The 17621-nt window shown below is 69.0% G+C and carries 18 protein-coding genes; 7 read left to right on the forward strand and 11 right to left on the reverse strand.

Translation table 11 applies throughout. From position 1 onward, the window contains the following. From INT51_RS20720 to mshD, 8 genes are all read right to left on the reverse strand, one after another. The coding region (locus INT51_RS20720) for an ABC transporter ATP-binding protein (RefSeq protein WP_370540845.1) at positions 1 to 783 on the reverse strand (783 nt) is incomplete at its 3' end. Between the two features lie 431 nt (positions 784 to 1214). After that, positions 1215 to 2000 carry a phosphate ABC transporter ATP-binding protein PstB gene (gene pstB, locus INT51_RS20725; protein WP_193107314.1) on the reverse strand — a complete coding sequence of 262 codons (786 nt, stop codon included), beginning with the start codon at positions 1998 to 2000 and terminating at the stop codon, positions 1215 to 1217. A gap of 28 nt (positions 2001 to 2028) precedes the next feature. Beyond that, positions 2029 to 3192, reverse strand: coding sequence for a phosphate ABC transporter permease PstA (pstA, locus tag INT51_RS20730; protein WP_193107315.1), 1164 nt, complete (start codon positions 3190 to 3192; stop codon positions 2029 to 2031). 6 nt (positions 3193 to 3198) lie between these two features. Further along, a complete protein-coding gene (gene pstC / locus INT51_RS20735) occupies positions 3199 to 4212 on the reverse strand; it encodes a phosphate ABC transporter permease subunit PstC (RefSeq protein ID WP_304502276.1) in 1014 nt (337 codons plus the stop codon). A 96-nt stretch (positions 4213 to 4308) separates the two neighbouring features. Next, positions 4309 to 5445: a phosphate ABC transporter substrate-binding protein PstS gene (gene pstS, locus INT51_RS20740; RefSeq protein WP_193107316.1), complete on the reverse strand. Its 1137-nt coding sequence runs from the start codon at positions 5443 to 5445 to the stop codon at positions 4309 to 4311. 241 nt (positions 5446 to 5686) lie between these two features. After that, positions 5687 to 6277, reverse strand: coding sequence for a DUF4190 domain-containing protein (locus INT51_RS20745; RefSeq protein WP_193107317.1), 591 nt, complete (start codon positions 6275 to 6277; stop codon positions 5687 to 5689). 79 nt (positions 6278 to 6356) lie between these two features. Beyond that, positions 6357 to 7301, reverse strand: a complete 945-nt coding sequence (locus tag INT51_RS20750) for an NUDIX hydrolase (protein WP_304502277.1) — start codon at positions 7299 to 7301, stop codon at positions 6357 to 6359. 2 nt (positions 7302 to 7303) lie between these two features. Beyond that, a complete protein-coding gene (gene mshD / locus INT51_RS20755) occupies positions 7304 to 8215 on the reverse strand; it encodes a mycothiol synthase (RefSeq protein ID WP_193107318.1) in 912 nt (303 codons plus the stop codon). Between the two features lie 136 nt (positions 8216 to 8351). On the opposite strand from mshD, the gene INT51_RS20760 reads away from it, so the two are divergent. The 6 genes from INT51_RS20760 to INT51_RS20785 all read left to right on the forward strand — a co-directional run bounded on the left by INT51_RS20760 (position 8352) and on the right by INT51_RS20785 (position 13489). Beyond that, positions 8352 to 9101, forward strand: a complete 750-nt coding sequence (locus INT51_RS20760; RefSeq protein WP_193107319.1) for a hypothetical protein — start codon at positions 8352 to 8354, stop codon at positions 9099 to 9101. A gap of 263 nt (positions 9102 to 9364) precedes the next feature. Then, positions 9365 to 10015 carry a heme-binding beta-barrel domain-containing protein gene (locus INT51_RS20765; protein WP_193107320.1) on the forward strand — a complete coding sequence of 217 codons (651 nt, stop codon included), beginning with the start codon at positions 9365 to 9367 and terminating at the stop codon, positions 10013 to 10015. Then, positions 10008 to 11141: a folate-binding protein YgfZ gene (locus INT51_RS20770; RefSeq protein WP_193107321.1), complete on the forward strand. Its 1134-nt coding sequence runs from the start codon at positions 10008 to 10010 to the stop codon at positions 11139 to 11141. The genes INT51_RS20765 and INT51_RS20770 overlap by 8 nt, the downstream gene beginning before the upstream one ends. Before the next feature lie 169 nt (positions 11142 to 11310). After that, positions 11311 to 11745 carry a hypothetical protein gene (locus INT51_RS20775; protein ID WP_193107322.1) on the forward strand — a complete coding sequence of 145 codons (435 nt, stop codon included), beginning with the start codon at positions 11311 to 11313 and terminating at the stop codon, positions 11743 to 11745. Then, entirely contained in the window at positions 11742 to 13046 is a 1305-nt protein-coding gene (locus INT51_RS20780) for an aromatic acid exporter family protein (RefSeq protein ID WP_193107323.1), read from the forward strand. Before INT51_RS20775 ends, INT51_RS20780 begins: the two co-directional genes overlap by 4 nt. Before the next feature lie 122 nt (positions 13047 to 13168). Next, positions 13169 to 13489 carry a DUF2516 family protein gene (locus INT51_RS20785; protein WP_193107324.1) on the forward strand — a complete coding sequence of 107 codons (321 nt, stop codon included), beginning with the start codon at positions 13169 to 13171 and terminating at the stop codon, positions 13487 to 13489. Positions 13490 to 13815: 326 nt separating this feature from the next. Here INT51_RS20785 and fbaA read toward each other — a convergent pair whose 3' ends face one another. The 3 genes from fbaA to INT51_RS20800 all read right to left on the reverse strand — a co-directional run bounded on the left by fbaA (position 13816) and on the right by INT51_RS20800 (position 16389). After that, positions 13816 to 14844, reverse strand: a complete 1029-nt coding sequence (gene fbaA, locus INT51_RS20790) for a class II fructose-bisphosphate aldolase (protein ID WP_193107325.1) — start codon at positions 14842 to 14844, stop codon at positions 13816 to 13818. A 136-nt stretch (positions 14845 to 14980) separates the two neighbouring features. Beyond that, positions 14981 to 15595, reverse strand: a complete 615-nt coding sequence (locus INT51_RS20795; protein ID WP_226986007.1) for a TrmH family RNA methyltransferase — start codon at positions 15593 to 15595, stop codon at positions 14981 to 14983. A gap of 101 nt (positions 15596 to 15696) precedes the next feature. Then, the gene (locus INT51_RS20800) at positions 15697 to 16389 is read right to left on the reverse strand and encodes a DedA family protein (RefSeq protein ID WP_193107327.1); all 693 of its coding nucleotides are present in this window, start codon (positions 16387 to 16389) and stop codon (positions 15697 to 15699) included. 255 nt (positions 16390 to 16644) lie between these two features. On the opposite strand from INT51_RS20800, the gene INT51_RS20805 reads away from it, so the two are divergent. Beyond that, positions 16645 to 17592, forward strand: a complete 948-nt coding sequence (locus tag INT51_RS20805; protein ID WP_193107328.1) for a neutral zinc metallopeptidase — start codon at positions 16645 to 16647, stop codon at positions 17590 to 17592. Positions 17593 to 17621 lie beyond the last annotated feature (29 nt).

A 17621-nucleotide genomic window follows, 5' to 3' on the forward strand; every position in this document is an offset into this window, starting at 1 on the left:
CGCTGCCGACCGCTGCGTAATCACACCCCGTGTCCAAGATCCGGGGGTAGGGCCCGGCTCGTCGGCGAAGACCACCGACGGGCGACCAGCCAGGGCGCGGGCGATCGACACCCGCTGCGCCTGGCCGCCGGAGAGCTGGGTGGGACGACGCTCATGCATCCCCTGCAGGCCGAGGCGGTCCAGCCAGGAGCGGGCCTCAGCAGTGGCGCTGCGCCGGGAGACCCCGGCGAGCATCCGCGGCAGGATCACGTTCTCCACCGCGGTGAGCTCGGGCAGCAGCTGACCGTCCTGGAAGACGAACCCGAAGTCGCTGCGGCGCAGGCGGGTGCGAGCGCGGTCACCGAGCGACGCGAGGTCCGTGCCGTCGTGGAGGACATTCCCCGAGGTGGGACGCAGGATCCCGGCGAGAATGTGCAGCAGCGTGGTCTTCCCGCAGCCGGAGGGACCCATCACCGCCAGCGAGTCCGCGCGACCGATGTCGAGGTCCACACCGTCCAGGGCATGGGTGGCAGTGCCCTGGGTCCCGTAGGTCATGATCAGGCGCCGGCCCGAGAGCACCGGGGCAGGATGCAGGGCGGAGGGCTGCGCAGTGCCGGCCGGTGCGGGAGCGGCGGCCTGCTGGACGGGGACAGCGGGCTGCTGGACGGGGACAGCGGGCGGCTGGATGGGAGCGACGGCCTGCTGGACCGGAGCGACGGCCTGCTGGACCGGGACGTACGAGGGGTTCGTGGAATGGGACGACGGGCCCGTCGGGGTGGAGGACGCGAATGGAGAAGTGTTCATGCGTCCCAGAATCCTGCCCCCACCCCCGCAGGCGCATCGACCCCTGGATCCATATCCCCCCGTCGATGTCAGACCGTGGTCGGACGGGCTGCGCACAAGGCACGATCCCGGTCGACGCACCCAGCCTGCCTGCCTGCGCTTTGCTCCCCGTGCCTTCACCGCATCGCGACGAATAATGTCCCCTCACGACCGATCAGAGCGACCTGATCGGTCCTGAGGGGACATTTCCGGGTTGACGATCCCGCTCGTGCCTCGCGGAACGTCGATCAGACTGAGCCGAACCGGCTGATCTCCTACCGCTCGTGCCTCGCAGAACGTCGATCAGACTGAGCCCAACCGGCAGACCTCCTACCGCTCGTGCCTCGCAGAACGTCGATCAGACTGAGCCCAACCGGCAGATCTCCTACCGCTCGTGCCTCGCAGTACGTCGATCAGCCGAAGCGGCCGGAGATGTAGTCCTCGGTCTGCTTGTTCGTGGGGTTGGTGAACATCGTGTCGGTGTCGTCGACCTCGATGAGGTGGCCGGGCTGGCCGGTGCCCGCGATGTTGAAGAAGCCGGTGCGATCGGAGACCCGCGAGGCCTGCTGCATGTTGTGCGTGACGATCACGATCGTGTACTCCTCCTTCAGCTCGTGGATCAGATCCTCGATCGCGAGCGTGGAGATCGGGTCGAGCGCCGAGCAGGGCTCATCCATAAGGACGACCTCGGGACTGACCGCGATGGTGCGGGCGATGCACAGACGCTGCTGCTGCCCGCCGGAGAGTCCCATGCCGGGCTTGTCGAGGCGGTCCTTGACCTCGTTCCAGAGGTTCGCGCCCTTCAGGGAGCGCTCCAGGAGCTCTTCGGCGGCCTTCTTGGAGATCCTGCGGTTGTTGAGCTTCACGCCGGCCAGCACGTTGTCGCGGATCGACATGGTCGGGAACGGGTTCGCCTTCTGGAAGACCATGCCGACGCGACGCCGCACGTTGACCGGGTCCACGCGAGGGTCGTAGATGTCCTCGCCGTTGATCTCGACCTTGCCCTTGGCGTAGGCGCCGGGGATGACCTCGTGCATGCGGTTCAGAGTGCGCAGGAAGGTCGACTTGCCGCAACCGGAGGGCCCGATCAGAGCGGTCACCGAACGGGGCCGGATCTGGACGTCGACGCCCTCCACGGCCATGAAGTCACCGTAGTAGATGTTGAGATCCTCGACATTGATGGGCTGAGGGGCTGCCATCTGGTGTCCTTTCGCGTGGGACGTCAGCTCAGCGGCTGAGCTTCGGAGAGAAGTAGTGGCTGACCATGCGGGCGACGATGTTGAGCACCATCACGATCACGATCAGGGTGAAGGCCGCGGCCCAGGCTCGGTCGATGTTGGTCGAGATCGAGCAGGCGTAGACCTCCTGGTTGATCGGGTTCGTGACGGTATCGCTCATGCAGTTCGCACTGCCCGCGCGGTACTGCTGATTGATGAACGTCGGCAGGGTCGACATTCTTCCGTCGAACATGTTCCAGTTCACCGACGTCACCATGCCCACGGTGAGCAGCAGTGGAGCGGTCTCGCCGATCACGCGGGCGATCGCCAGGGTGACGCCGGTGGTCAGACCTGCGATCGCGGTACGCAGCACCACCTTGACGATGGTCAGCCACTTGGGCACGCCCAGGGCGTAGGCCGCTTCGCGCAGGTCCATAGGGACCAGGCGCAGCATCTCCTCGCTCGAGCGGACCACGGTGGGGATCATCAGCAGCGAGAGCGCGACGGCGCCCATGATGCCCATGCGCACGCTCTGGTCGGGCATGAACGCGATGAACAGCGCGAGTCCGAACAGGCCGGCGACGATCGAGGGGATCCCGGTCATGACGTCGACCAGGAAGGTGACCCCCTTGCCGAGCACCTTGCGCCAGCCCACGTCGGCGTACTCCACCAGGAAGATCGCGGTGAACAGACCGATGGGGATCGAGATGATCGAGGCCCACAGGGTGATCAGCAGGGTGCCGATGGTCGCGTGGACCACCCCTCCCGCATCCGCGCCGCCGATGATGCCCGACATGTCGGTGGTCCAGAAGGCGAAGGGGGTGGGGGCGGCCGCGACGACGCGGACCAATCCGCGCCCGACGACTTCCCACAGCAGGGAGAGCAGCGGGAACATCGCGATGGCGAAGGCCCCGATGACGACGAGGGTCATCAGCCTCTCCATCGCCCAGCGACGGCCTTCCCGGATCCGGGAGTAGGTGTAGCCGAACAGGAGATGGAAGACGAAACCCAGCAGGATTGCTCCGGGGATCGACAAGGCGTCGAAGATCGCCAGCAGTGCGATAGCGACGAGCAGGCCGGCCAGGCCCGTGACGACCAGGTGGTACCACGGCAGCCGGCGCTCCTCCTTGCTGCGCATCGTCGGGGCGATGTCGACGGTGGTCGGGGAACTCATGGGACCTCAGCTCTTGACGCCGCTGCGGGCGACGATCCAGCGGGCAAGGGCGTTGATGATGAACGTCAGCACGAACAGGACCAGGCCCGTGAAGATGAGCAGGGACATCTCGGTGCCGGATGCCTCCGCCTGCTTCGAGGCGATGTTCGCGGCGATCGATTGGTGCATCCCGACCTCGAGGATGTGGAACGAGAACGTCGCGCCGGGCGCGAGGATCATCAGCACGGCCATGGTCTCGCCGAGCGCTCGGCCGAGGCCCAGCATCGAGGCGGCGACCACGCCGGACTTGCCGAAGGGGAGGACCACGGTGCGGATCGTCTCCCAGCGGGTGGCACCGAGGGCGAGTGCGGCTTCTTCCTGCAGGCGCGGGGTCTGCAGGAACACCTCACGCGCCACCGCCGTGATGATCGGCAGGACCATCACAGCGAGCACGATCGCGGCGGAGGCGAGGTTGCGCATCGGAGCGGTCGGGTCGCCGGCGAACAGGGCGACGACCGGCTGCCCGCCGACGAGGGGGACGAAGCCCGGCCAGGACGGCCAGGTTCCCAGCGTCGAGTTCAGGAAGATGTAGAGCGGCTCGAGCTTGGGGACGAGCCAGATACCGCCCCAGAGCCCGTAGACCACGGAGGGCACGGCCGCGAGGAGGTCGATCATGTACCCGAGGCCGGAGGCCATCCGGCGCGGAGCGTAATGCGAGATGAACAGGGCGATGCCGATGGAGACCGGGATCGCGATGCCCAGCGCGATCGCGGCGGCCAGAACGGTGCCGAAGATCAGCGGCAGGGTGGTCTCCAACAGGGAGAACGCCGAGCTCTCGCCGATGAATTCACGACTCTCCCGCACCGCCGGCAAGGACTCGGTGGTGAGGAAGATGGCCACGAGGGCCAGGGTCACGAAGATGAGGAGGCCCGAGCCGATGCTCAGATACGAGAAGACGGCGTCACCGACGCGGCGACGGCTGCTCGACATCGAGGGTGGGGGCGTCTCCGGGGTCTCCGGCATGACGTCGGTAGTGCTCACAGGGGCCTTCCTCAGAGCTCACGGGGCAGGGTGGTGACGCGGGCGTGCCGCCGAGCCACGAATGGGCCGGCGGCACGACGTTGTGCAAGGGCGATATCAGCCGACCGTGATGCCGTCGATCGCCTCGTGGACCTCGGTGGAGAGCTCTTCGGTCAGCGGAGCGGAGCCGGCGTTGTCGGCAGCGGTCTGCTGACCCTCCGGGGAGGTGATGTAGGAGGCGTACTCCTTGACTGCCTCACCCTGGGCGGCGTCGGCGTAGGAGCCGCACACGACCAGGTAGGACACCAGGACGATCGGGTAGACGCCCGACTCGGTGGTGGTGCGATCCAGGTCGAAGACGATGTCGTTCTCCTCGCGGCCCTCGGCGCGCGGCGAGACGTCGACGGCCTTGGCAGCGGCGTCCGCGCTGTACTCCACGAACTCCTCGCCCACCTGGATGGCGGCGATGCCGAGGTTACCGGCCTGCGAGGCGTCGGCGTAGCCGATGGTGCCGTTGCCGCCCTCGACGGTGGAGATCAGGCCCGAGGTGCCGTCACCGGACTGGCCACCCTCGATCGGCCAGGTCTCGATCGGACCGTGGGTCCAGGCGTCGGGTGCCGACTTGGAGAGGTAGTCGGTGAAGTTCTCGGTGGTGCCCGAGTCGTCGGAGCGGTGGACCGGGACGACATCCAGATCGGGCAGATCGGCATCGGGGTTGGCCTCGGCGATCTTCGGATCGTTCCACTTCGTGATGTCGCCCGCGAAGATGCCGCCGATGACATCGGCGGGGAGGTTCAGCGAATCGACGCCCTCGAGGTTGAAGACGACGGCGATCGGGGAGATGTAGAGCGGCAGGTCGATTGCCTGCTCTCCGTTGCAGACCTCGGTGGAGCCCGCGAGCTCCTCCTCGTCCAGGGCCGCATCGGAGCCGGCGAACTGGACCTGGCCGCTCAGGAACTGCTCGCGGCCGGTGCCGGAGCCGGTGGGGTCGTAGGTGACGCTGAGGTCGCCGCCCTCGGCGCCGACGAGGCCCATGAAGGACTCGGTCCACGCGGTCTGCGCGTTCTGCGCGGAGGATGCCCCCGCGCCGGCGAGGTTTCCGGTCAGCTCGGCGTAGCCTCCGCCGGCTGCACCGCCGCCATCTGATCCGTTGCCCTCCTCGGCGGCCGAGCCACCGCCGCAGGCCGTCAGAGCGAGGCCGCCGACCAGGCCGAGAGCGGCGAGCGAGACGAGCTTGTTCTTGCGAACGTTCACTGCAAGTCCTTTCGGGGCCGGAGGCCCGGGGAATGTGTGTGCCACGTGATGCGGAGAAGTCTGACGCCGGTGACGCTAGGGAGCACAGGTGACACCGCACCCGCTCCTGTATGAACACCAGGTGAACAGCCCGGCCGACGGCGCGAACCTGCAGGTCAGTCCGTGGATACGATCCGGTCACACTTTCAGGTGCACGGCGCGCGGACGCTGCGGCGCACCGCTCGTAACGGGTCGCCGATGCTCAGTTCATCTCGGCGAAGATTCCGAGCACGATGAGCAGTGCGAAGTAGAGCACCATGAAACCGAGCAGCACGAGCCCGAGGATGTTGAGCACGAGCCCCGCGATCGCGAAACCCCGCCCCGCCAGGACAGTGGGTGCGACCGGAGATGTCTCGCGCATGCCGAGGATCGAGAAGACGAGCCCGACCGGCGCCGGCAGACCGATGCACACCACGAGAGAGGCCAGGCCCAGGATGAAGGCCGCGATCGATTTTCCCGAGGTCGGCGCAGGTCGTGCGTACTGGCCCACGATCGGAGCGCCGCCGGCGGCGATCGCACCGGGCGCCCACGGGGTCGGGCCCTGGGTCGCGGGAGCTCCGGCGCCCTGCGACGAGAACGACGGCGCAGAGCTGTCGCTCGGCCGCGGATCTACCGCGTAGTAGCCCTCGGCCGGCGAACCCATCGCGTACGGGTCGGTACCGTCCGGCCCGACCGCGTAGGGGTTCTGGGCCGAGGGACCACCAGCGGCGGGACCGTGCGCCGGGTGCCCGCCGCTCGTACCGTCCTGTTCCGAATAGTCGGAGTACCCGTTCCCCTGATGCATACCCGTCATCCTCCCCGTCCTCCTCAATTCCGTGGCCCCGCCCCGTCTCCTCGGGTTCGGCGCCGCGCTGTCGATAGTGGGCCGATGCTCAGCCGATGTTGGGCAGATGGCGCTCGATCGCGACCACCGACCTCGCCGGAGTCGTGTGCAGCATCAGCGCCTCCCCGGCGGCGAGGAACGGATCCTCACGTGGCAGCTCGAGCGCTGCACTGCGCTGCGCCACCTCCCGGATCGACTCGATCACTGTGGGCAGTACGGGCCGATGCGTGCACACCACGGTGCCGCGCGCCTCGTGCAGGACTCGTTCGATCACTGCTCGGGTGCGCGAGGGGTGCCCGTCATGCCCGGCCTCACTGAGCTCGTCCTTGGTGCGGATCTTCAGACCCTCGATCCGGGCCAAGGGCTCGACCGTGCTCACGCAGCGCTTCCACGGGCTGCTCACCACGCTGCGCGGATCGAAGGCGTCGATCAGCGGGGGCAGCGCCTGCGCCTGCTTGCGCCCCTTGGAGTTCAGGGGCCGGTTCTTCTCACCTTTGCGCCACTTCGCACGGGACAGCGCCGCCCCGTGCCGCTGCACGATGATCGGCACCGTCACCAGTTCGTCGAGCTCCTGGAATCGCCGCAAGGTCGCCAGGCAGACCTGATCCCCCTGCCGGGTCAGCAGTTTCTCCGCCTCGTCCAGACGCACCCAGCGCACGTGGTCGATCTCCGCGGGATCCATCGGGCCGGGCGCCGTCTTCGCACGAACCGTCCCACTCCAGTACTGCACGATCTTGGTGCGACCGTCGGGGAGCAGATAGACCGACGCCGGCAATGGCCGGTGCAGACGCACTCGGTACCCGGTCTCCTCGACGACCTCGCGCACAGCTGCGGCCGGGAACGTCTCGCCCTTGTCGAGCTTGCCCTTGGGGATCGACCAGTCGTCATAGCGAGGACGATGCACGAGCAGCACCTCCGTGCCCTTGGTCCCCTCACGCCAGGCGAGAGCGCCGGCCGCGAGGACAGGGGGCGGCTTCCCGGGGACGGCGTGCACGGTCAGCTCGTCCCCCCAGCGCTCATCTGCACGTCACGACCCGAGACGGCGAATCCCCACGTCTCGTACAGGCGCAGCGCCGGGGCATTGTCGGCCTCCACGTACAGCTCGACGCCGGGGACCCCGGCCTGGAGCAGACGGTTCAGCGTGGCGGCCAGCAGATGCCCGGCCACACCGTGCCCCTGCACCGACGGCGCGGTGGCCACGACGTAGATCTCGGCGTCATGCCCAGCGGACGCAGCGGCGGCGTCAGGACTCTCCGTCGCCTCGCGCTTGACCCATACGAAGCCGACGAGCTCCTCGTCGCGGAGTGCCACGAGGAGATCCTCGGGGTCGAACCAGGGCTCGGCGAGGCGCTGGTCCAGATCGGCCCGGGTGAGCGCGCCCTGCTCGGGGTGCTCGGCGAAGGCGAGGGCATTGACCTCGACCCACCGGTCCGCGTCGCGCTCCGCGTCGAAGGCGTCCAAGCGCAGTCCCTCCAGGCTCGAGGCGGGGATCGCGGGCACCGGGTGCGCGACGTCGAGCTCGTGGTGGAGGGTCAGCAGGCGGCGGGTCTCCCGCAGGCCGGCGCCGGTCAGGAAGGCGAGGGACCCATCGAACGCTCCGTGCGCCCACACCCCGGCATCGGGACGCAGTTCGAGGGCGGCGCGCAGCAGGGCCGTGCCGTGTCCGCTGCGGCGGTGATCGGGATGGACCATGCCTTGGACGGTGCCGTCGGCGAGCACGCTCGCGTAACCGAGCAGCTGAGTCGGGGCGGCATCGGCCTCGAGGAGGAGATGTTGTGCGGAATCTCCCTGCAGCGCGAGCCGTGCCGCTTCGTCCAACGGGGAGATCCGGTCGTGGGCGGTGACCGTATCGAGCAGGTCACGGGCCGCGTCGCGGTGGGTCTGCGACAGAGCAGCCGTCGTGATCATGGGGTCCTTCCGGGGCTCAGAGGTGCGCTGAGTGTGCCGCCACCTGCGGTCGCTCGTAGACTGCCACTGTAGCGCCCGTCGGACCAGTCCCGTCGGCGACCACGAAGAGACCGGATCCGAGTGCGAGGGAGGCCCCATGACTGCTCCCGAGCGCACCCCGCTCGGCGCTGCCCTGGCGCTCCTTCTGACCGTGGTCGCCCTCACCGGCGCCGCATCCCCGACCCTGATGGCCACCACCGTGGCGGCTCTCGCGCTGCTGGTCGCCATGGCCTGGCCCGACCTTCTCGAGCTCCCCTCCCCTCGTGGCACCCGCCTCGTGATCGCCGCTGTCGGGGTGGCGGGTGCCGTGCTCGCCGCGACCGCCACGCAGCGGATCGCCCCGATGTCCGCGATCGTCATGATCTGCGCCGGTGGGGTGTTCGCGGCCTTCGTCCAGCAGATGCTGCGTCGGGATCGACGAGAACTCACCGCCTCCTTGACCGGCACGGTCGCCGGGGTGTTCGTCTCCGGGATCGCCGCGACGTGGGTTCTCGCCCAGGTGGAGGCCGTGGAGATGGGCCGTGCGGGTCTGGTCGCAGCGATCGCTGCCGGCCTGGCCGCCACCCTCCTGCTCAATGCCACCCCGCTGCCGTCGAGGCTGCGGTTCCTCCTGTCCGCTGCGGCGGGCACCGGGGTGACCTCGGCGCTCGCCACCACGCTGGATGGGACGCCCCTGCCGATCGCGGCCGGGCTCGGCCTGCTGGTCTCGATCGGTGCCAGTTGCGCCCATCTGCTGGTCGGGTCCTCGCTGGTGGCGAAGGAACCTGTGCCCTCTCTCGCCGTGGGGGCGGTGCCGGTCGCCACGGTCGGTGTGGTCGCCCACCTCGCGGTGAACCTCCTCCCCTGAGCGTGAGATCCCCCGCTCCGAGAGATCCGCAGTGTTCGCCGTGCTCGCCGTACTCGCCGTACTCGCCGTACTCGCGGTACCCGTGAGACCAACACCCGTCGGCCGCCGCCACCTGAACCGTCTCGGGGCGATAGACTCAGCGGCATGTCCGCGCTCTCTTTGTTCTTCCTCGCCCTCGTGGTCCTGGTGGGCCTCGGCACCCTGGCCTTCGCCATCCTGGTGCTCACGCGACTTTTCAACCGCTGATCGGCTGAACGGCACCCATGCCCATCTCGCTCGACCCCTCATTGCCCGAATCGCTGTACCCGCTGGCCTGGCTGGTCGGCACCTGGCAGGGTGAAGGAGCCGTCCATCGACCCGGGGACGCAGAAGCCCCCGACCGACGGATCGAGCAGCAGTTGGTCTGCACCGCCCGCGAGGACGGCACCCTCGGCTGGCGTTCGACGATCCACGAGATCGATGACCCCGCTCCCCTGCCGCCCACCAGTGCGTTCGCTCGCGACGACACTCCCGAGCCTGCCCCCGCGGGCACCGGTGAGCGCACCCTGCTGATGCGGGAGGATGGCATCTGGACCATCGGCGACCCCTTGCCCGGCCAGGACGTCGCCGCGGCCCAGGCTGCGAAGCCCGGTGACCCTGCCGGATTCGTGTCCTACGCCCTGGAGGCGCACTTCGAGCGTCGCGACGGCGCCGACGAGAACTGGACCGGTGAGGTCCGCGGCCCCCGCGTGCAGCTCGCGCTCGGCTCCGCCGATGGTGGCGCGGCGATCTCCGGGACCCGCATGTTCGGGTACATCAGCGGCCGCCTGATGTGGCTGTGGGAGCAGCGTGTTCCCGGCGCCTCGAACGAGAGCGCCGACCCCCAGGGGTCGCCCATGACCCCGTACATCTCCTTGGAGCTCCACCGTGTCTGATCCCGCCCCTGCCCGCGACGTGCGTCCCCTGCTGAGCACCGGCGCGGTGCTCGGGGAGGGCCCGGACTCCACCGTCCCCGTGCATTACGGGGCCCCGCTGCGCGAGCAGCGACGACTGCTGGAGCACCGTGCGGTCGTCGACCTCGGCCAGTTCGAGGTGCTCGAGGTGCGCGGCGCCGACGCCCGCAGCTGGATGACCACGATCACCACCCAGATGCTCGAGTCGACGCCCGTGGGCTCCTGCGCGAGCCTCGCGGTGCTCTCCCCGCAAGGTCGGGTCGAGCACATGGCGGTCGCAGTGATCACGGCCGAGGACGCCCTGCTGCTGGTGCTCGACGCCGGTGGCCGCGCCGGACTGCGCCGTTACCTCGAGATGATGCGCTTCGCTGCGCGGGTCGACCTGACCGACCGCGATGACCTGCGCGTGCTGGGCGCTCTCGCGCCCGCCGCCGAGGTGCTGGCGGAGCTCGACCTGCCCGAGCCGGCCGCCGTCTGGTCCGAACCCTGGCCGCAGCTCGCCCCGGGCGGCGTGGCCTATGGTCCCGATCCGGAGGATCCCGTCGGCTCTGTCCTCACTGTCCTGGACGCCGCGTCCCTCGCGCAGCTGCCGTGGCGCCCCGAGCACCTGGCCGGGACGAGTTCCTGGGAGGCACTGCGGATCGCGGACCACCGGGCCCGCGCGGCCCGCGAGGTCGACGAGCGCACCATCCCCCATGAGCTGGATCTGCTGCGCACCACGGTGCACACCACCAAGGGCTGCTACCGCGGCCAGGAGACGGTCGCGAAGGTCCTGAATCTCGGACAGCCGCCGCGCCGTCTGGTCATGCTGCATCTCGACGGCTCGCAGGACGTTCCGGTCGTGCCCGGTGGCGAGGTGCGCCTCGGCGGCGCCGAGGGGAAGGTCGTCGGCGTCGTCACCTCCGCGGCGCTGCACGCGGATCTCGGCCCGATCGCCCTGGCCGTCGTGCGTCGCGCGGTGCCGCTGGATGCGGCACTGACCGTGCAGGCCCCGGTCTCCGAGGCCGACGGTGGCGCCGGCCCCGGCGCGCTGTGGATCGATGCCTCCCAGGAACCGATCGTGGTGCCCCGCGATCACGGCGCGCGACCGGCCACCGCAAAACTCTGACGCGGCAGCGGGTCGCGGGATCCGCGGCGCCGACCACCTCGCGCAGGAGTCCCGGTTTTCACGGTCTTCACGCCTCGGCCGCCCCCATCCACGTCCTTCGCACAGCATCGGCACTGCCCTGCCACTGACTCCGCCGGTGCCGACGGCCCGGACCTGGAAGAATGACGGCATGAGTGCACAGGGCGACCAGCAGGCGTGGACCCGACACCGCCGGCAGGTGTTCGAGGTCAAGGAGCAGGCGCTGCATGCGGCCCGCGAGGCCGAGCATCAGAAGGCGACCGCCACCATCCGCGAGGCCGTGGCCCGGTTCCGGGAGGCCGGGATCCCCCCGATCCCCTTGCGCGCGAAGCCGTACACCGGTTCCGGCACGATCCGCACCGAGCTGGAGGGCTGGTACCTGAAGCGGGACCGGTCGCTGGCCGTGGACACCGAGGGCCGCTACTACGTGATGCGGGTCGCTGGAGGCCTGCGGGCGCGGCTGCGGGGCGCCACACCCGAACCGGCCCTGGCGCCGCTGGTGGTCGGTCGCGGGGCGCGCGACGGTGACAGCTTCGACCTCGAGGAGCTGCTGCAGATGCGGTTCGAGGATCCGGTGCGCCCATGAGCCCCACCCGTTCGCCCTCCCCCACCACCTCATCGATCCCGCTTCTCGACCGTGCCCGCTCGATGGTCTCCTCGTGGTTCGTCACCGGACTCTCCCGGGGGCGCAACGATGCTCTGACCGTCGGCCGCGCCGCTCTGGCCGCTGCCCTCGCGTACCTGATCAGCGGCGTGATCTGGAATCACGAGTTCCCGTTCTTCTCGTCGATCGTCGCCTTCATCATCATCGGTTTCGGCATCGAGAAGAAGATGCGCAAGATCGTCGAGATGGCCGCGGGGGTGCTCTTCGGCGTGCTGCTGGGCGAGCTCGCTCGGCAGTTCATCGGCTCCGGTACCTGGCAGATCCTGGTGGTGGTGTTCGTCGCCGGGATGCTGGCGCGCCTGATCGACAAGAGCAACCTGTTCGGCTTCCAGACCGCGATCCAGTCGTTGCTGGTGATGATCATGCCCATCACCCCGGGGATGACGCCGGGCGGGCGCGTGCTGGATGCCGTGACCGGCGTGATCGTCGCGATCATCATCCATCTGCTGCTGTCCGGAGATCCGAGGCGACTGCAGCGCCAGGCCGCGATCTCCTTCTACCAGGAGCTCCAGGACACGCTGGTCTCCCTGGCCCTGGCCGCTCGCAGCGGTGATCGCGACGTCGCGCAGGCGGCGCTGGTCACGCTCCGGACCTCCTCGCAGAAGTACACCGACGAGTGGATGCTCGCCAACGACGTCGCCAACGAGATGGCGACCTTCTCCCCGACGGGGCTGCGGCACGCCGATGACGTCGGCCGTCTCGAGCATCTGCTCATCGGCTCCGACCGGGCGATGCGGAACATGCGCGTGATCGCTCGTCGGGAGACGGAGTTCCTCGACGCCGTGCGAGGCGACGCCCACTCCACCCTGGCCGACGCACTGCTGGCCGCGCGCGACGCCGTCTCCGAGCTGTGCATCGCTGTGGCCCATGACGAGGTCGACTTCACCGAGGTGCGCCGCAAGCTGCGCCTGTTCTCCTCCTACCTCACCCCGGAGATGCTGCTGCGCAACGACGAGGGCGTGCGCCCGGGCCGCGCCGGGCATTTCGAGGGCGTGACGCTGGCGATTCAGCTGCGGTCCCTCGCGATCGATCTGCTGCAGGCCACGGGCCTGACCTCGGCCGAGGCGAAGCAGTTCCTTCCCAGCCTGGTCATCGCGGCGGATGGCGACGCCATCGGCCCGCGTCCTATGACCCAGGAGATGCATGCGCTCGAGCCGCCCGCCACCACGGAGGCCCTCGAGCTGCTGATCACGGACCGGTCCGACCCCGACCGGCGGCGCTGAGCCGCTCGTTCCACGGCGGACCATGGGCCCGTCAGGGCCGCTGCGGGCGATCAGCCCCTCCACACCGCATCCTGGGACCGGGGATCCGGGATCCGCCCAGCCGATCCCCTTATCCTGGAACGATGATCGCCCTCATCCAGATGTGGATCTTCCTTGTGCTCGCCCTCGCCCTGCTCGTGGCAGAGATCTGGGCATTCGTGAATGCTCTGCGTTTCCGACCCGACGCCTACGTCGCGGCGGGCAAACGCACCAAGGTGTTCTGGTGCGTGCTCACCGGCGTGGCGATGCTGCTGGGGTTCCTGTCTCTGCCTGCGCCCATCGGGAGCGGCGGGGCCTCGATGCTCTTCATGCTGGGCGGCATCATCATCGCGGGAATCTTCCTCGCCGACGTGCTTCCCGCCCTGAAGCGGGTCATGGGGCGCGCCGCCGGCAATCGCTGGTAGAAGCTCCGCCCCGCGCTCTCGCCAGCGCGCTTCGCCCTGCAGCTCCGCACGGCACCCACACCCACACCCAGCGCACCTGCCTGCTCGCACCAGATTGCTTGGTTCTCAGCCAGTTTCGGCGCATAAGTGGCTGAGAACCTGACACAAGCTGCTCGATCGAGGCCAGCCGCATCGGTCGAGGGGAGCATCACCGCTCGGGGCAGCACCGCGAAGGACACCGTCACCGGACACGACAGGGCCCCGGAGCCGTAGCTCCGGGGCCCTGTGGTCGATCAGCTCTGTCTAGGCGGCTGATCCTCTCTCGCTCATACCTTCCGGTATGTCGATCAGGCCGGGTGGGTGCCGGCCGAGCGGAGGTTCTCCGCCGCCTCGACCAGGCGTGCGGCCAGTCCGGCCTCGGCCTTCTTGCCCCAGGCGCGGGGGTCGTACGCCTTCTTGTTGCCGACCTCGCCGTCGACCTTCATGACGCCGTTGTAGTTCTCGAACATGTGCGAGACCACCGGGCGGGTGAAGGCGTACTGGGTGTCGGTGTCGATGTTCATCTTGATGACACCGTTGTCGACAGCGGTCTGGATCTCCTCGATGGAGGAGCCCGAGCCGCCGTGCATGACGAGGTCGAACGGCATGTCCTTGCCGTACTCGGCGCCGACGGCCTTCTGGATGTCCAGCAGGATCGACGGGGTCAGCTTGACGTTGCCCGGCTTGTACACGCCGTGCACGTTGCCGAAGGTCAGGGCGGTCAGGTAGCGACCGCGCTCGCCCAGGCCGAGCTTCGCGGCCGTCTTCAGGCCGTCTTCGGGGGTGGAGAAGAGCTTGTCGCCATCGACATCGGCGACCACGCCGTCCTCCTCGCCGCCGACGACGCCGACCTCGATCTCGAGGATCTTCTTGGCCTCGACGGACTTCTCGAGCAGACGCTCGGCGATCTCGAGGTTCTCGTCGACCGGCACGGCGGAGCCGTCCCACATGTGCGACTGGAAGAGCGGGTTCAGGCCCTTCTTCACGCGGTTCTCGAGGTCCCACTCGATCAGGGGCTCCACCCAGGTGGGCAGAACCTCCTTGGCGCAGTGGTCCGTGTGGAGCGCGACGTTGATCGGGTAGTTCTTCGCGACCGCGTGCACGAACTCGGCGAGAGCGAGCGAGCCCGCGATGCGGTCCTTGACGGTGGAGCCGGAGAGGTACTCGGCGCCACCGAAGGACACCTGGATGATGCCGTCGGTGTTCGCATCGCTGAAGCCCTGCAGGGCGGCGATGGCCGTCTGGGAGCTCGAGACGTTCACGGCCGGGTAGGCGAACTTGCCTGCCTTCGCGCGGTCGATCATCTCTGCGTACTGATCCGGGGTTGCGACTGCCATGTGGCATTCTCCTTCGCTGAAGAGGGTCTGAGACGACCGGCGGCGTGGAGGCGCCGCGCAGGGTCGTTCGATCGTGTCCATTGTTCCACAGTGCGCTGGGCGACCACCGGTCGGAGGTCCCTCGCGGACACCGCCTTCAGCGCAGGGGCAGGTCGGGGATCTCCGCGTGCTGCAGGATCCAGCTGTGCATCGCGATCGCCGCCGCTGCGGCCACGTTGATCGACCGCGTGGATCCGAACTGGGTGATGCCCACGACGAGGTCCGCGGCGTCCAGGATCTCGGCACTCACCCCGGGTCCCTCCTGGCCCACCACCAGCAGGGCGTTGCGGGGCAGCGCCGTGCGCTCCAGGGGCATCGCCCCGGGGACCAGATCGATCACCACGAGGGGGCGCCCCTGCTCCCGGGCCCACGCGATGAGGTGCGCGGCGTCGGGATGGTGGATCTCGTGCTGGTAGCGGTCGGTGACCATCGCGCCGCGCCGGTTCCAGCGGCGTCGGCCGACGATGTGGAACGCCCCCACCGCGAAGGCGTTCGCCGTGCGCACCACCGAGCCGATGTTCGCGTCGTGCTCGAGGTTCTCGATCGCGACATGCAGATCGTGGCGATGCGTGTCGAGCTCGGCGATGATCGCCTCGCGCCGCCAGTACCGGAAGCGGTCCTCAACGTTGCGCCGGTCGCCGTCGGCGAGGAGCTCGGGATCGAAACGGTCGCCCTCCGGCCACGGGCGCGGGTGCGGGCCGACGCCGACCATGCGCTCAGGCGTCGGTTGAGGCTCAGGGGTCGACTGAGGCACAGGAGTCGACTGCGGCTCGGGGGCCAACGGAGGCTCGGGAGTCGTACCGGACTCCGCAGTCACCGGGTCGCCCCGGAGCCCGTGTCGCCCTCGGCGCTCTGCTCCTGCTCGAGGATCTCCTTGTCGGGGTCCGGGAGCCCGAGCTTGCGGCGTCGGACCTCGCGACGGATGATCTGGACCGCGAACACCAGGATGACCAGGGCGACGATGGCGTAGACCACGGTGGAGAAGAAGTCGGTGTAGGGCTCGATCACCGTCCAGTTGCTGCCCAGGTAGTACCCGAAGGTCACGAACACGGTGTTCCAGATGGCGCTGCCGGCGAGGGTGAGCAGGCTGAAGGTCCACAGCGGCATCGCGTACAGGCCGGCGGGGATCGAGATCAGCGAGCGCACCCCGGGCACCATGCGACCGAAGAAGATGGCCTTGTGCCCGTGCCTGTCCATGAAGTCGACGGTCTTGTCGTAGTCCTTCACGTGCAGCAGCGGCAGCTTGAGGAAGATGGTGCGCAGGCGCACCGGCCCCAGCAGCCGGCCCAGTCCGTACAGCAGCCATGCCCCCGCCAGGGATCCGACGAGCGAGGCGACCAGCATCGCCCAGTAGCTATGGTTCGGGCCGGCGGCGGCCACCCCGGCCAGGGGCAGGATCACCTCGGACGGGATCGGCGGGAAGACGTTCTCGAGGAAGATCAGCAGGCCCACACCCAGGGCGCCGAGGCTGTCCATGGTGCTGACAGCCCAGTCGACGATGTTCATGCAGATCTCCTCTGTGTGCGGTCCGGCCGTCCACGGCGGACCGGTCGTGACGGCGTACCGGGAGCGGGGTGTCGCCGAACGCCCGGTCGGAGGCTCCGACCGGTGGCACGTCCCCTCGCCCGGAGCAGGATGTCGCCCCACCACCCATGCTAGGTGCGAGAAATCCCCGAGGCGGCACCGCATGCTCGGTTGCGCAGGACCTTCACGAATACTGTTCCGCCTGACCACGGCGCCACCGCGGTCTACTCTGTCGCCATGACCTTCAATCCGAACGCGGAGATCCGCTCAGACAACGTCTCCCGTGCAGGTGGCGGTGGGGGCGGGGGGTTTCGCCCCGGCGGTTTCCGTCCTGGGGGCCGCGGGCGCGGCGGCCTGAAGCTCGGCGGCGGCGGTGGATGCGTGCTGGTCGTGATCCTGGTGATCTATATCGTCATGGGCGGCAACCCGCTCGATCTGCTCGGTGGATCCGATCCCACGACCACCCAGCAGGGCCCGGTCGCCGAGGGCGGCGCCCTGGAGGAGTGCCAGACCGGCGAGGACGCCAACCAGCGCGACGACTGCCTGGTGCAGGCGACCGTCGAATCCGCGGACTCCCTGTGGGCCCAGCTCGCCCCGGAGTCCGGCATCGATTTCGTCGAGCCCACGGGCGCGATCTTCGACAGCACGGTCCAGACAGGGTGCGGTGCGGCGACGGCGGACGTCGGCCCGTTCTACTGCCCCGCGGATTCCACGCTGTACGTCGACGTCTCCTTCTTCGACTCCCTGAGCTCGCAGTACGGGGCCGACGGCGGCCAGCTGGCGAAGATGTACGTCGTGGCCCACGAGTACGGCCATCACATCCAGAACCTGTCCGGCACGATGAACGGGCTGGATCGTCGGAGCACGGGGCCGCAGTCCGACGGCGTGCGGCTCGAGCTCCAGGCCGACTGCTACGCCGGGGTCTGGGCGAATCACGCCTCGACCTCCACCGATGACAACGGCCAGACGATGCTGTCCCCGCTGACCGAGGAGGACATCGACTCCGCGCTGTCCGCGGCGAGCGCGGTGGGCGATGACCATATCCAGGGTGACGTCGCCGGCGGTGAGGTGCGCCCGGAGACCTGGACCCACGGCTCCTCGGAGCAGCGACGGGCGTGGTTCACCACCGGCTATCAGGAGGGCACCGTGGCATCCTGCGACACCTTCTCCGCCGATCAGGTCTGAGGGACCCGCTGGGCGGGTGCGAGCCGCTG

This window comes from Brachybacterium sp. FME24 (genome assembly GCF_014897705.1).
GTDB lineage: Bacteria > Actinomycetota > Actinomycetes > Actinomycetales > Dermabacteraceae > Brachybacterium.

Bases quoted from the DNA above. Each gene is read 5' to 3' on its own strand.
- pstB (WP_193107314.1), bottom strand. From the start codon at position 2,000: ATGGCAGCCCCTCAGCCCATCAATGTCGAGGATCTCAACATCTACTAC.
- pstA (WP_193107315.1), bottom strand. From the start codon at position 3,192: ATGAGTTCCCCGACCACCGTCGACATCGCCCCGACGATGCGCAGCAAG.
- INT51_RS20745 (WP_193107317.1), bottom strand. From the start codon at position 6,277: ATGACGGGTATGCATCAGGGGAACGGGTACTCCGACTATTCGGAACAG.
- mshD (WP_193107318.1), bottom strand. From the start codon at position 8,215: ATGATCACGACGGCTGCTCTGTCGCAGACCCACCGCGACGCGGCCCGT.
- INT51_RS20760 (WP_193107319.1), top strand. From the start codon at position 8,352: ATGACTGCTCCCGAGCGCACCCCGCTCGGCGCTGCCCTGGCGCTCCTT.
- INT51_RS20765 (WP_193107320.1), top strand. From the start codon at position 9,365: ATGCCCATCTCGCTCGACCCCTCATTGCCCGAATCGCTGTACCCGCTG.
- INT51_RS20775 (WP_193107322.1), top strand. From the start codon at position 11,311: ATGAGTGCACAGGGCGACCAGCAGGCGTGGACCCGACACCGCCGGCAG.
- INT51_RS20780 (WP_193107323.1), top strand. From the start codon at position 11,742: ATGAGCCCCACCCGTTCGCCCTCCCCCACCACCTCATCGATCCCGCTT.
- INT51_RS20785 (WP_193107324.1), top strand. From the start codon at position 13,169: ATGATCGCCCTCATCCAGATGTGGATCTTCCTTGTGCTCGCCCTCGCC.
- fbaA (WP_193107325.1), bottom strand. From the start codon at position 14,844: ATGGCAGTCGCAACCCCGGATCAGTACGCAGAGATGATCGACCGCGCG.
- INT51_RS20795 (WP_226986007.1), bottom strand. From the start codon at position 15,595: ATGGTCGGCGTCGGCCCGCACCCGCGCCCGTGGCCGGAGGGCGACCGT.
- INT51_RS20800 (WP_193107327.1), bottom strand. From the start codon at position 16,389: ATGAACATCGTCGACTGGGCTGTCAGCACCATGGACAGCCTCGGCGCC.
- INT51_RS20805 (WP_193107328.1), top strand. From the start codon at position 16,645: ATGACCTTCAATCCGAACGCGGAGATCCGCTCAGACAACGTCTCCCGT.